Annotated in this window: 8 protein-coding genes; 4 read left to right on the top strand and 4 right to left on the bottom strand. The window is 35.6% G+C overall.

Annotated features, from left to right (window positions below; genetic code table 11):
- Positions 1–5 precede the first annotated feature (5 nt).
- Positions 6–4,031 (bottom strand): T9SS type B sorting domain-containing protein, encoded by a 4,026-nt coding sequence (locus tag ACPF63_RS07690; RefSeq protein WP_426482592.1) that lies wholly within the window; start codon positions 4,029–4,031, stop codon positions 6–8.
- A 179-nt stretch (positions 4,032–4,210) separates the two neighbouring features.
- On the opposite strand from ACPF63_RS07690, the gene ACPF63_RS07695 reads away from it, so the two are divergent.
- From ACPF63_RS07695 to ACPF63_RS07710, 4 genes are all read left to right on the top strand, one after another.
- Positions 4,211–4,804 (top strand): TetR/AcrR family transcriptional regulator, encoded by a 594-nt coding sequence (locus tag ACPF63_RS07695; RefSeq protein ID WP_034695556.1) that lies wholly within the window; start codon positions 4,211–4,213, stop codon positions 4,802–4,804.
- An 89-nt stretch (positions 4,805–4,893) separates the two neighbouring features.
- Positions 4,894–6,246, top strand: a complete 1,353-nt coding sequence (locus tag ACPF63_RS07700) for a TolC family protein (RefSeq protein ID WP_077416838.1) — start codon at positions 4,894–4,896, stop codon at positions 6,244–6,246.
- A 9-nt stretch (positions 6,247–6,255) separates the two neighbouring features.
- Positions 6,256–7,317 carry an efflux RND transporter periplasmic adaptor subunit gene (locus ACPF63_RS07705; protein WP_077416840.1) on the top strand — a complete coding sequence of 354 codons (1,062 nt, stop codon included), beginning with the start codon at positions 6,256–6,258 and terminating at the stop codon, positions 7,315–7,317.
- A 7-nt stretch (positions 7,318–7,324) separates the two neighbouring features.
- Positions 7,325–10,513, top strand: a complete 3,189-nt coding sequence (locus tag ACPF63_RS07710) for an efflux RND transporter permease subunit (protein ID WP_180563892.1) — start codon at positions 7,325–7,327, stop codon at positions 10,511–10,513.
- Between the two features lie 352 nt (positions 10,514–10,865).
- Here ACPF63_RS07710 and ACPF63_RS07715 read toward each other — a convergent pair whose 3' ends face one another.
- From ACPF63_RS07715 to ACPF63_RS07725, 3 genes are all read right to left on the bottom strand, one after another.
- Complete coding sequence (locus tag ACPF63_RS07715; RefSeq protein WP_047385336.1) at positions 10,866–11,312, bottom strand: KTSC domain-containing protein; 447 nt, start codon at positions 11,310–11,312, stop codon at positions 10,866–10,868.
- A gap of 147 nt (positions 11,313–11,459) precedes the next feature.
- Positions 11,460–12,356 (bottom strand): retropepsin-like aspartic protease, encoded by an 897-nt coding sequence (locus tag ACPF63_RS07720; RefSeq protein WP_426482593.1) that lies wholly within the window; start codon positions 12,354–12,356, stop codon positions 11,460–11,462.
- A gap of 192 nt (positions 12,357–12,548) precedes the next feature.
- On the bottom strand, positions 12,549–13,313 hold the full coding sequence (locus ACPF63_RS07725; RefSeq protein WP_426482594.1) for a hypothetical protein: 765 nt from the start codon (positions 13,311–13,313) through the stop codon (positions 12,549–12,551).
- Positions 13,314–13,827 lie beyond the last annotated feature (514 nt).

Consider the following 13,827-nt stretch of genomic DNA (forward strand, 5'->3'; position numbering starts at 1 on the left):
TTTTGTTACTCTCTGTTCTTGATCAGAAGCCATCCGCTGTAGACTCTTCTGTCAGAAACTTTTATAGTGTACCAATAATTTCCGGTAGAAATAGGGTGTGATTCATATTTTCCATCCCATTGGAAAGTTTTCTTTTTAATAAGCTCCTTATAGATTATCGCTCCTTTTCTATCATATAAATAAATTTCTGTTCCCGGATAGTTTTCCAATCCTGCGATTCTCCATGTATCATTGATCCCATCTCCGTTTGGACTGATTGCGTTTGGAATATTGAATATAGAGAAGTTCTTCTGCCCGATGATGCATCCGGATTTTGTTCTCACATAAACAGTATATTCTCCCATATTTAAATTGGTGAAAATATTAGAATTCTGCCATGTGAAATTATCTAAGGAAAATTCATAGTTTCCGCTCTGAGAAAGAATAACCGTTGCTGTATTATTGGTAATATTTACAGAAATGATATAGGCTAAAACAGAATAACCCACCTGAGTGGAGCTTGTACTTTCGCATCCGAAAATATTGGTTACTTTCACGGTGTACGTTCCTGGGGTAGATACTGTAATGGTTTGAGTAGTTGCTCCGGTATTCCATTCATAAGACTTAAATCCTGGTCCTGCATCCAAAACAACCGATTTACCTTCACAAAAATCAAGTTTATCAGGAAGCTGAACAAAAGGCTTAGGATTTAAAGTAAGGTTTAATCTCACCACTTTAAAACACCCATCTGGAGTTGCAACCCTTACGTGTATTAGTGTTGTTCCCAAATTTAAAACATAGCCGGAAGGATTGGAAATAGGATTTCCTGCAGTATCAGTATACGTGAAAATATAATTTCCTGGATTATTAATAATGCTGGCTTCATAAGAATGAAGATTAACAACCATTGAGTTTGCTGTGGTTGTATTACATTGTACTTGTGTAATATCTTTTGCAGGTACATTATCTGTGGACAGCGTTACTGTAATTGCCAGTTTTTCAGATTCGCAATTATTTAAAGTCTGGGTTACATAATAGATTTGTCCGCTTACCAGAGGAGTTGTCATCGGAATCACATTTCCTGCCGCATTATAGAATTTAAGAGCTGTTCCTGATACAACCAGCTTTTCCAGCGTAGGATTTGCCGAAGCACAGAAATCCTGATTAATATTTGCAATTGGTTTAGGAGTGGTATTTACCGTTACCTGAATAGCCGTTTTATTACTTTCACAGCCATTAATGGTTTGAGAAGCATAATAGGTCTGTCCGTTGGTAAGAGCAGTTGTTGATGACAGAACATTTCCTGCAGCATCGTACCACTTGATGTTCTGGCCTGTGATCTGAATGTCAGAGATTTTAGAATTATTGATAGCGCAGAAAGTTTGCTGGACATTTGCAGCAGTTGGAAGAGAGGGGGAGGTTACAATTACATTTTGATTTTGAGTAACTGTATTTCCATTTCCATCATTATAAGTCCAATGAATAACATAAGTTCCAGGGATCGAATAAGATAAAGGGTCTGTAGTGGTTGCAGTAATTGTACCAGCACAGTTATCTGTAGCGGTAGGCAGGTTTGTTATTGTTGTATGACAGTCTCCTGTAATGTCTGCTAGAGAAGCAACGTTCGGAACCGGAGCCATATTGTCACCCACAACGACGTTTACAGTAAAAGTTCCATCACAGCCTCCCGACCCCGAAACGTGGCAGGTATATGTACCGGAATGAGCTGTTGTTGCATTAGGTATTGTTGGATTCTGCTGGTTTGATGTAAAGCCATTAGGTCCAGTCCAGTGATAGGTTGTTCCTCCTGTAGCGTTAAGCTGAACAGTTGAATTGATACAAACCGGAGAGTTTGATGTGACAGATATTCCTGCAGCACAATCATAAAATTTAGCGAAATTATTATTAACCTGGGCTCCTCCTAAAGTATATATATTATTACTTTTTGCATAGATGGAATGAACGGATGAGTAAAAATAAGTTCCCCAAACCTGATTACCTGCCGGATTAAATTTAGTAAAAAAACCTGAACGATAACCATTATTATTGTCAGGCATATACCCATTTGGAGTTGCTATCTGAACTGCGTTTGATGTCTGCCCTGAAAATATAAGACTATTATTGTCATCTACGGAAAGTCCGAAGGCCTGATCATCATTTACAGCATTGCTTGTTGTTGCTCCGAAATAAGTTCCCCAAATTTGATTTCCTGCAGGATTGAATTTTGTTAAAAAAATATCATCACCAAGATTAGATGTGCGTATTGGCTGATGTGTTCCTGAAGTTGATATTCTTTCATTAGCATCCGTATTTCCTAATAAAACTACATTGTTATCTTTGTCAACTTTTAAATCTCTTACTATTGTTCTCCCTTCATTATAATTGTGCTGAATACCATACGCGTTTCTACCGCCATAATAAGTTCCCCACAAAAATTGAAAATTACTGTCAAGCTTGGCTAGAAATGTATTGCCTTCTCCAATCAAAGTTTGCTGATGAGTACCTGCTGTTCCATTTCCGGTAATATTATACCCCTGGTAAACATCGCCGGCTAAATAGATATTATTATTACTGTCTCTGTCAATTTTTTTAATTCCCGACTCTTTTAAAAAAAAATAGGAGCCATACATTTGTTGACCATTCGGAGAAAACTTTGCGATAAAAGAAACCCCATTATAAATATTAGGATTATTTTGAATATTTCCATTAGCTGTTACAATCCCATTGTTTCCGGTGGAAAGTCCCCCGATAATTAAGTTCTGGTTTGAATCTAATACAATAGAATTTGCTGTGTCAAATTGATCTCCTCCGAAATAGGTTCCCCATATTCTTATACCATTATCATTAAATTTCATGATGAAAGAATCAATGTCATATCCCATCCATTGCCCCTGGTAATTTGTATGTTCTTTATGGGCACCGGGAGTTGTTATATTGTTTGTACCTCCCTGAGAATCTCTTGCCTGGCCAATAGCATATATTTCATTGTTATTATTAATGGTAATATCCTTCAGAAGATTGGTTTCATCCCCTCCATAATTGAATTGATGATTTCCTAAAAACACACCCCATATTTTATTTCCTGCCGGATCAAATTTACAGATATAACCATAGTTCTGAGAGTTAGAGTCCATTATTGTATAAGTACTGGTAGCAATATTATATCTTGCAATAGTAGTAAATCCAGTATAAACTTCCTGATTGGAATTGGCCAATACTCTATAATATGTATTGGATTGCCATACCCAGTTTGGGTGATTTTTAATCCATAAGGGGGTAGGTACAGGATCAATAATTAAAGTTTTGGTGAATGAATCCTGTGTCCCGGCAAAACCATAAGTGTTTTCATCAATATGTTTATAATTGATAGTGGTTTCATGCTTAGATTTTCCATCTGTAATCCAGGAAAGAGGAATATTTTCATACATATCTCCAAAACGAAGTTTCATCACAATTTTTTTATTTTTTAATGATGTCTCTGCTCCGTTGAATTTCATTTTGATATCTGAAATTTTTCCGCCGGGTCTTACAATAAAGTTATATTCAACAGGTTTCAGAGTATCTTTTGGTTTAAAGAAAATAAGATCAATATTATTGTAGATATTCTTATAAGTAATCTTTTTAAAACGATACACATTTAAGATCCCGGCCGGCTTTCCAGGAATATTATAAAAGTTATCATAATCAGGAGACTTTTCTTCGGGAATTATTTCAGAATTGATATTAGAGTTAACCAAGTCTATATCTATTCTATGATATTTGTATTTAACCTTTTCCTCTTTTTGATTATAAGATTTTGGGGTTTTAGGATTATCTGGTGTACTTATTTTTTCTACCTGATATACATCATAAGAAAATCCATTAGAACGCAGCTGTACATTCAGACCATTAGAATGGAAAAGATATTTTACATTTTTATTTTCTTTTCCGTCTTGATCAATAATCTGACCTTTGTTTTCATAAAAATAATAGGAGTTTTCTTCAGAAATATTTTTCTGTGAAAATAGAAGTACCGCGTTCAAAACCATGAACAGCGAAAGAATTTTCTTCATCAGGTTATTAATTTTTGCGGCAAAGATATAAAAATAGCTTTCTCATTATATATTAAGTAATAGCAAACTTCAGGTCAGAAACATGATGGATATCATAACAATTATGTTTAATTTTTTTGTTTAACAATTTTGTCAAAAATAAAATTTAGTATAAATTTGCACAAATTTGTTTAACAAAAATGTCAAATCAAGCAAAAAAAGACCAAACACAGGAATTGATCAAGGAGACAGCGAAGAATTTGTTCTTTGTGAAAGGAAAATTTGATGCTACTACGCAGGAGATTGCAGATGAAGCAGGAGTGAACAGGACCCTTATTAATTACTATTTCCGTTCAAGAGATAAGCTGATTCAGATCATCTTTGATGAAGCGCAACGAGTAGAACAGGAAAAATCGAAGATCATTCAGAATTCTGATCTGCCTTTTAAAGAAAAGATCAGCCAATTCATAGAAAGCAGCCTTTCTACAAGCCTTCAGTATCCGTATCTGGAAACGTATATCGTATCACAGATCAATAAAGGGACCTGCCATCAAAGAGAAATTGAAGAAGATATCCTGAATGATATGTATAAGGATATCGAAAAAGAAATGGAATTGGGAAATATAGAAAAAATGGCACCTGTTCAGTTTATTCTTAATATGGTGGCTCTATTAGTATTCCCAAGTGCCATAAGACCATTATTTATGGAAAATTTATTAATTAATGATGAAGAATATGATAAGATTATTTCTGAACGAAAAGAGATTATTATCAATATGTTGTTCAAAAACTAAAAAAAACTAAAGTATTTCTGAAAATGATTCGTCATTTAGAAATAAATAATGACTGAAAATTAAATAAAAAATAAACGAAGTATAAAATTATGAATAGAAAACGTATAACTGCTACAAAGCTAAAAATTGGGATAGCTTCAGCATTTATGATTTTCGGCTCTACATTGATGTCTGCCCAGCAGCAGGTTTCCCTGCAGGAAGCTATAAAACAGGCACTTCAGAATAAGGCAGAAGCCAAAAAAGCTGCTTTACAGATAAAAAAAGCCGAATACAAGATTGATGAAGCCAGAGCCGGTGCTCTTCCACAGGTCAGTGCAACGGCGGGTTTAACTTATAACCCGATTATTCAGGAGTCTTTGCTGGAATTTGGAGGAGAGAAAATCAGAGCGCAGTTTGGGCAGCCTTGGGGTTCTACAGCTTCTGTACAACTTCAGCAGGCAATTTTTGATCAAAGAGTATTTACAGGACTTAAAGCTGCAAAATCAACAAGAGAGTTTTATGTACTGAATGCTCAATTGACCAATGAACAGATTATTGAAAATGTAGCAACAGCTTATTATCAGGTGTTTGTACAGGAGGAAAATCTTAAAACGGTAACCGCCAGCTATGCCAACACCGAAAAAGTAAGAAATGTTATTAAAAGTTTGGTTGATAATGGTTTGGCAAAATCAATCGATTTAGATAGGACAAATGTTCAGCTTACGAATATTGGTTCCAATAAGCAGACTTTAATCAACTCTGTTGAACTTTCAAAAAATGCTCTGAAGTTTTATATGGGAATCCCGATTTCTACAGACATTGAGCTTGAAGAAAAAGAGATCGAACCAAAGCCTGAGCTGATTGCAAGCAACGTAAATCTTAATGATCGTACAGAGATCAAAGTTTTAAATAAAAACAGGGAACTTTTGGTTTTCAATAAAAAAGCAACCGAAGCTTATCTTTATCCATCAGTAAATCTTACTGCGAACTACGGATGGGGAGCAAACGGAGCAAAATTCCCGTTGACAAACGGTCTTAGTAAAGGCGTTCTTTGGAGTGATTATTCGGCAATTGGATTGAATGTAAATATTCCTATTTTCACGGGAGGAGCTACAAAAGCGAAGATCAATCAGGCAGAAATAGATATTCAGGATCTTGATGTTGATATTGAAAACACTCAGTTGAGCTTAAGTTTAGATTATAAAAATGCAATCACCAATATGGAAAATGCATTGATTAATATCGAAAGCATGAAAGATAATGTAGGATTGGCAGAAAGAGTTCAGAAAAATACCCAGTCAAATTATCAATATGGGTTAGCAACCCTTACAGAGGTGCTGGATTCTGAAAATGCTTTAACACAGGCAAAACAGAACTATTCTAATGCATTGCTGGATTACAAACAGGCCGAGATCAAGCTGATAAAAGCTAAGGGTGAACTAAACACACTACAAAACTTATAATAAACTAAAATGAAAAAAACTTTAATATATATCATCGTAGCAGCAGTACTGATAGGTTTAGCCGCTTACAAGATTGCCGGGAACAAAGAAAAGCAGACGCAGGAAGTAAAAGAAGTTGCCAAGCAGGTAGATAAAATCAACGTTAATATTGTAACCGTTACAAGAGAAAATATTGATACAGATTACTCCGCCAACGGAACATTCATTCCTAAGCAGGAAATGAACCAGTCTTCTGAAATTGCCGGACGTATTGTAAGCGTTTTGGTAAAAGAAGGATCAAGAGTAAGTGCAGGTCAGGTGTTGGCAACCATCAAGAGAGATGCTATCGAAGTGGATGTTACACAGGCTCAGAATAATTTGCAAAATGCTATTATCGATAATCAACGTTACGAAAATGCCTTTAAAACAGGAGGGGTTACAAAACAACAGGTTGATAACTCAAGACTTCAACTGAAAAATGCACAGGCAGCTGTGAAAGCTCAGGGAGTAAGAGTGAATGACACCAGCATCCGTGCTGGTATCAGTGGTACTATCAACAAGAAAATGGTTGAGCCGGGAACAGTAGTTTCTATAGGGACTTCCATGTTTGAAATTGTTAATATCAACAGCCTTAAACTTTCTGTATTGGTAGACGAAAGCCAGGTTGGCAGAATTGCACTCGGTCAGGAAGTTCCAATTAATGTGAATGTTTTACCGGAAGATTCTTTCAGCGGTAGAATTACATTCATTGCTCCTAAAAGTGATGCTACTTTAAATTTCCCGGTTGAAATTGAGGTTCAGAATAAAGGAAACCTAAAAGCGGGGATGTATGCAACTGCTACATTTAAAACAAATCACGGTGCTGAAACTCAAAATATGTTGACTGTTCCTGCAGAAGCTTTTGTAAACGGAGTAAGTTCAGGACAGCTATTTATTGTAAATAATGGTACTGCTAAATTAATTAAAGTTCAGACCGGTAAAGTATACGGCGACAAAGTTCAGATCTTAAGCGGACTGAATGGAGGCGAGCAGGTAATTACCAGCGGACAGATTAATCTTGATAACGGTTCGAAAATCAATATCGTAAAGTAAGCAGAAGATGAAGTTAGCAGAAATATCCATTAAAAGACCATCGCTGGTTATCGTATTATTTACGATACTTACGCTGGGTGGTTTATTAAGTTACTCCATGATGGGGTATGAGTTGATTCCAAAGTTTGAAACCAATATGGTAACCATTTCTACGGTATATCCGGGAGCTTCGCCTGCTGAGGTGGAAACTTCGGTAACCCGAAAAATTGAAGATGCTGTTGGTTCTTTGGAAAACGTGAAAAAAGTAGAATCTTCATCTTACGAAAGTTTATCGGTTATTATGGTGCAGCTGAATACCGGTGCCGATGTAAACTATGCTTTGAATGATGCACAGAGAAAAGTAAATGCTATTTTGGCAGATCTTCCCGACGATGCAGATCCTCCTTCTTTGCAAAAGTTCTCATTGGATGATCTTCCGATCATGACTTTGAGTATTTCCAGTAATAACCTGAATAATAAAGATCTTTATGATCTTTTAGATAAAAAAATAGAGCCTATTTTTTCCCGTGTAAACGGTGTTGCTCAAGTAGACCTTGTAGGTGGGCAGGAAAGAGAAATTCAGGTAAGTTTAGATGAAAAGAAAATGCAGGGATACGGTCTTGCCATCGCAGATGTACAGCAGGCAATTCTTTCTTCAAATCTGGATTTCCCAACGGGAGCTTTGAAAACAAGAACTTCAAGATCTACGATCAGACTTTCCGGAAAGTATAAAAATGTTGCTGAAATGAATAATCTTGTAGTTTCCAATAAAGATGGAGCTCAGGTTCGTTTATCTGATATTGCAACCGTTTTTGATACACAGAAAGATGTGGAGAAAGTTGCAAGATATAACCAGAATTCAACGATTTTACTTCAGGTTAAAAAACAATCTGATGCCAATGCGGTTTCAGTTTCGGAACTAGTGAAGAAAACAATCGCTGATGTTCAGAACAATTATAAAGCCCAGGCGATTAAAATAAATATTGTAGATGATACAACAGACTTTACGCTTGAAGCTGCAGACCATGTAATTTTCGATTTATTCTTAGCAATTATCCTGGTAGCAGTGGTAATGTTACTGTTCCTTCATAACATCAGAAACGCGTTTATCGTTATGGTTTCTATTCCGATGTCATTGATTGCAACGGTGATTGGAATGTATCTTATGGGATATACCTTAAACCTGATGAGTTTACTTGGACTTTCATTAGTTGTTGGTATTCTTGTGGATGATGCAATTGTAGTTTTGGAGAACGTTTATCGTCACATGGAGATGGGGAAAAGCAGAATTCGTGCGGCATACGATGGTGCTTCGGAAATTGGATTTACCGTAACGGCGATTACATTGGTAATTGTAGTGGTATTCTTACCGATTGCAATGAGCTCAGGATTGGTTGCTGATATCCTGGCACAGTTCTGCGTTACCGTAGTTATTGCGACAATGTTTTCGTTACTGGCCTCATTTACCATTATTCCTTGGTTATCTTCAAGATATGGTAAATTGGTACACCTTTCAGGTAAAAATCCTTTTGAGAAGTTTATTCTTTGGTTCGAAAAGCAATTGGAAAAATTCACACACTGGATCACAGGAATTTTAGAATGGTGTTTGAAAACGACATTAAGAAGAGTAATGACGGTTATTGTAACATTCATTATTTTGATCTCTTCATTTATGTTGGTTGCATTTGGATTTATCGGAGGTGAATTCTTCCCTAAAATGGATAGAGGACAGTTCCTTGTTCAGATGGAATTACCAAAAGATGCTTCTGTAGAAAAAACCAACCAGATTACTCTTGCTGTTGAAAAATATCTGAGAGAAGACAAAGATGTTGTAGATATGATCACAACAGTTGGTCAGCAGTCATCAGGTTTTGGTGGAGCACAGGCAACATTGTACCAGTCAGAGATTCAGGTGATTTTGGTAGATAAATCTGAACGTAATGAGAGCACAGATATCAAATCCGCAAGAATCAAGAGAGCTTTAGAAGAAAAATTCACAGGAGTTGAATTTAAAACAGCACCAATTGGATTAATGGGAGCAGACAATGCACCAATTGAAATGGTAGTGACGGCTCAGGATAACGAAACAGCAAATAAAGAGGCAAACAGAATTCTTGAGTTGCTTAAAAAAGTTCCTGGTTCTGTAGATGCAGAATTATCAACTGACTCTGGAAGCCCTGAAGTACAGGTGAATATCGACAGAGATAAAATGGCTTCTTTAGGCTTAAATCTTTCTAGTGTAGGACAAACAATGCAAACTGCATTTAACGGAAATACAGACGGAAAATTCAGAGCCGGAGAATATGAATATGATATTAATATCCGTTTTGGTGACGCGAACAGAAAATCTATTGAAGACGTAAGAAATCTTATGTTTACCAATCCTAAAGGAGAACAGGTAAGACTGAGCCAGTTTGCAGAAGTAAAAATGGGTTCAGGACCAAGTTTATTGGAACGTAGAGATAAAGCACCTTCTGTAAAGGTAAAGTCTAAAGTGGTAGGCCGTCCTGTAGGAGATGTTGCCAATGAATGGGCTGCTCAATTTATGGATAACGAAAAGACCAAACCGGCAGGAGTAAGCTACATCTGGAGTGGTGATATGGAAAACCAGACTGAAGGTTTCGGTACTTTAGGGATTGCATTAATGGCTGCTATTGTATTGGTTTATCTGGTAATGGTTTCATTATATGACTCATTTGTATATCCTTTCGTGGTATTATTTTCTATTCCTCTGGCATTGATCGGGGTAATGGTTATTCTTGCCATCACAGGAAATTCATTAAACATATTTACGATGCTGGGGATGATCATGTTGATTGGTTTGGTAGCGAAGAACGCAATTATGATTGTCGACTTTGCAAATATGAGGAAAGAGGCTGGTGCAAGTACGCATGATGCTTTGATCCAGGCAAACCACGCACGTCTTCGTCCGATCTTGATGACTACTATCGCGATGATCTTCGGTATGATCCCAATTGCAATTGCAAAAGGTGCCGGAGCAGAAATGAACAATGGATTAGCCTGGGTAATTATCGGTGGTTTGACATCGTCATTATTCCTGACCCTAATTATTGTACCGGTAGTTTATTCAATATTTGACTCTATCTTAAGAAGAATGGGTAAACATGAAAAAGTGGATTATGAAGCTGAAATGAAAGCTGAATATGAGCATAGAGAGCTAAGTGAAGATGGATTTACTACAAAACATGTAGATTAAATATAACAATCTTTAATTAACCAAAAGCCGTGTCATTTTTGATACGGCTTTTTTTTGCCGTTGATATAGATTCTTAATGTCTTTGCAGGCTTCGATAAAACCGCTGGATGATGTTTGTTAAGGAAAGCCGCTGTTTTAAAGTCAAATTATTGACTTTTGTCATTCTGACGAAGGAAGAATCTCATTTTTAATCAAACACGAGATTCTTTACTGCATTTCATCTTGCTCAGAATGACATCAATTGTACAATAGATATTAATAAGGAGTGGGCTTTAGCCGAAACATAATATTAAAAACAAAAAAAGACTCCCAGAATAAACCGAAAGTCTTCAAATATTGTAATGTGAAAAAATTAATCTGCCATAGCCTCACCAGACTTTCTGTAGATAAAGTTTCCATAGATATGTCTTCTTGCAAAACGGCTTGGTGAATCAGCGTTGACCATTTTGATGTAGGTATTTCTTGGAACTCCCATATACTCATACATGTTTCCATTCAAATGTTGAACAGTCAAAATCGATTTCTCAAGATAGAAATCCTGAATGTTAGATTTTGTAGTCGTTTCTGTATATTCTTCTTTATATTTATCCTGCGTTTCAGAATTAATACTTACCAAAAAGTGATACGCTTCAATCACAGACTTGCTTTTTTCTTCAGCTTCTGTTTTTCCGGCTTCATCATTAATGAATTTATCAGGATGTGTATCTTTCATCACATTTCTGTAAATAGTCTTTAATTCTTTTAAAGTAACATTTTTATCTACCCCAAGAAGTGTTCTGTGCTCACCAATTTTTTTCATATTCTAACCCTTATTTTCGGGGTGCAAAATTAAGCAATTAAATTTAAAAAACCATAACTTATTCATTATTAATTTATTTGGTGGGCTATAATGTGAAAAATTACCCTGTGTACAGACCTGTAGAATTTGTATAGTCAACCCTTACAGTTAATTAAACCCTGAATACAGATTTTTATTAAGTTTAAAATAAATAAATCCGTTCTTAAAATCAATGATGGTGTTGAATCTTTTTAAAAACTGATTACCAAAAAATCCTGCCATTTTTTCCGTAGCATCAATTCCTTCTGTGGAGCCGGAAAGGGTTATCGGGAGGTTATAAAGATATTTTTGAGCGAATTTCACAGCCGGACAGAGAACAACAGGCATTTCATACACAGAACCATCAGAACCTCTTGCTGTAGCTTTTCCTATGGTTTTCATAGTTTTGGACAAAGCATTGTTTTTCGCAAAAGGAGAGGCAATAGTAAGTGCATCATCAGCTCCGCTGTCGAGTCCAAAAAGTCCTGAATATTCTTTATCATTTATGACAATACTGCTTTCTACAGCAGGGTAGTTGTCGACCATATGCAGTTTCATCTTTTCATATCCCGTCAAATCAATGGACAGATCATTTTCTTCATAAAACCAGATTTCATTTTTATGATAATCAATTTCAATGATTTTTCCTTTCATCAGATCTGTTCCGAAAACCCCGTCAAAATTGGCAGAACCATAAGGAATAAGAGTAAACTGTACATCATTTTTCTGAATGCTTCCAAACAGCACCGTATTGTGACTGCTGTAATCGACGGTATTTACTCCGTTTGAGCCTTTGTTTTCAGACTGTCCATCAATAGTAAGGGGTACTTTTTTCTTTGCAGTGATATTGATGACAGAACCATCGGCACCTGTATCAAACAGGAACTTTATACTGTCAGTCTTATTGACTTTACAATAGATATAAACGGAATTGTTTTCCAGGGAAAAAGGAAGGATAGTGGGTGGTTTTTGAGCTGATATTGCTATAGAAAATAACAAGGTCAGAAAAATAACAATGAGTTTCATGGAATTAGTTTTTTACACAGACGAAAATAATTGTAATCGTCGCTTCCACAAAGAAATAACAAGCTATTAACCCTCTTTTAACCGTTTCTTAACCGTTCTCAATAAAAAGATCAGCAAATAAAAAACAGTACCCAATCTGAGTACTGTCATTATATTTTTTAATAATTAAATCTTTCAATTTTTGAATCAATATTATGGTTCATCACAAGTTCTTTTCAGCTTTGTAAAGATCTTATCAAAATCCTTGTAAGAGGTTACCTCATCTTCACGTTTCTGTCTGAAACTGCTGTTGGCACAGTTGTGAAATCCAAGACCAATAAGGTCTATCAACGCATAATCTTCTTTCTGCGGATCATTCATTTTGGCATCAAATCTCGCCATTACGCTTTTCGGATCAGCATTATTTTTACTCTTAAGCTCTGTGTAGTTTTTCCATGCGACAAACATCTTTTCTCTGTCCGGAGAGGATATTGCATCAATCTGTTCTCTGCAGGTATTGTAATATTTACTGTTTCTAAGGGTGGAAGGATCAGAATAAGCAAGGATTTCTTCTTTATTCAGCTGATATTCATTTTCAAAAGAATCAATAGTCTCTTCCATCAATTTTTTCCATCTTGGAAGGTCAATGACTTTAATGCTGTACAATTCCTTTTTCTTTTCCTCATACTGCTTTTCAAGGTCCTGTAAGTAAGCTTCTCTGTTTTGGCGGATTTCTTCAAGCTGGGAAAGTTTAAAAACAGGTCGGGTATCAAATACAACTCCATTGAATTGGTACAAAAGCTTATTGACTCCGTCTATTTCTTCTTTTTTATATTTAGCCGAATCAAAATACCCTTTATTATCACAATTAAAAGTCTGATAACTGTAGGGTGTCAGATTGTTTGCTTTTGCAGGAGTTTTTTGCCCCCAAATAGTAATGGATAAGGCCAAAGCAAGCCCGATCATCATTTTTTTCATGTACATAACCTGTTGAAAGAATCCGAATTTTCTGAATTTCACTGCAAAATTAAGGCTTTAAATCCAAAATATAAAGGAATAAATAGATTTTCTCAATTGATTTTGCGAATTTTATATGGATTTTGTACTGCGGGGGCATTTAAGTTTTATAATCTATATAGAAATCCTTTGTTGGTAGGGTATACAGAGGATATAAAAAAAATCTGGATGTGAATATTGTTGGTGATTTACATGGATTTCGACAAACTTCTATATTGATTTCGGCTCAAATTCAAAAGGCCAGATTAAAAATAGGATCATTTATAGTTCCTTTTCTTGGTATTGATGATTGTTTTTTTAGATTTAAAATAATAGATTTACATGAATTAACACAAAACCATGATCTATTATTTTTTTCTTCTTTTTATTATTGCTGTTTTTGGAGGAATCGCTTATCTGATAATGCGCTTTTTCAGCAAATGGACTAAGAACAGCAAGTATGAATTGATTTTTAATACATTAATATTTATCGGAT

It is taken from the genome of Chryseobacterium sp. R2ACT005 (assembly GCF_049949215.1).
In the GTDB taxonomy this organism is placed as follows: domain Bacteria; phylum Bacteroidota; class Bacteroidia; order Flavobacteriales; family Weeksellaceae; genus Chryseobacterium.

Bases quoted from the DNA above. Each gene is read 5' to 3' on its own strand.
- ACPF63_RS07695 (WP_034695556.1), top strand. From the start codon at position 4,211: ATGTCAAATCAAGCAAAAAAAGACCAAACACAGGAATTGATCAAGGAG.
- ACPF63_RS07700 (WP_077416838.1), top strand. From the start codon at position 4,894: ATGAATAGAAAACGTATAACTGCTACAAAGCTAAAAATTGGGATAGCT.
- ACPF63_RS07705 (WP_077416840.1), top strand. From the start codon at position 6,256: ATGAAAAAAACTTTAATATATATCATCGTAGCAGCAGTACTGATAGGT.
- ACPF63_RS07690 (WP_426482592.1), bottom strand. From the start codon at position 4,031: ATGAAGAAAATTCTTTCGCTGTTCATGGTTTTGAACGCGGTACTTCTA.
- ACPF63_RS07710 (WP_180563892.1), top strand. From the start codon at position 7,325: ATGAAGTTAGCAGAAATATCCATTAAAAGACCATCGCTGGTTATCGTA.
- ACPF63_RS07725 (WP_426482594.1), bottom strand. From the start codon at position 13,313: ATGAAAAAAATGATGATCGGGCTTGCTTTGGCCTTATCCATTACTATT.
- ACPF63_RS07715 (WP_047385336.1), bottom strand. From the start codon at position 11,312: ATGAAAAAAATTGGTGAGCACAGAACACTTCTTGGGGTAGATAAAAAT.
- ACPF63_RS07720 (WP_426482593.1), bottom strand. From the start codon at position 12,356: ATGAAACTCATTGTTATTTTTCTGACCTTGTTATTTTCTATAGCAATA.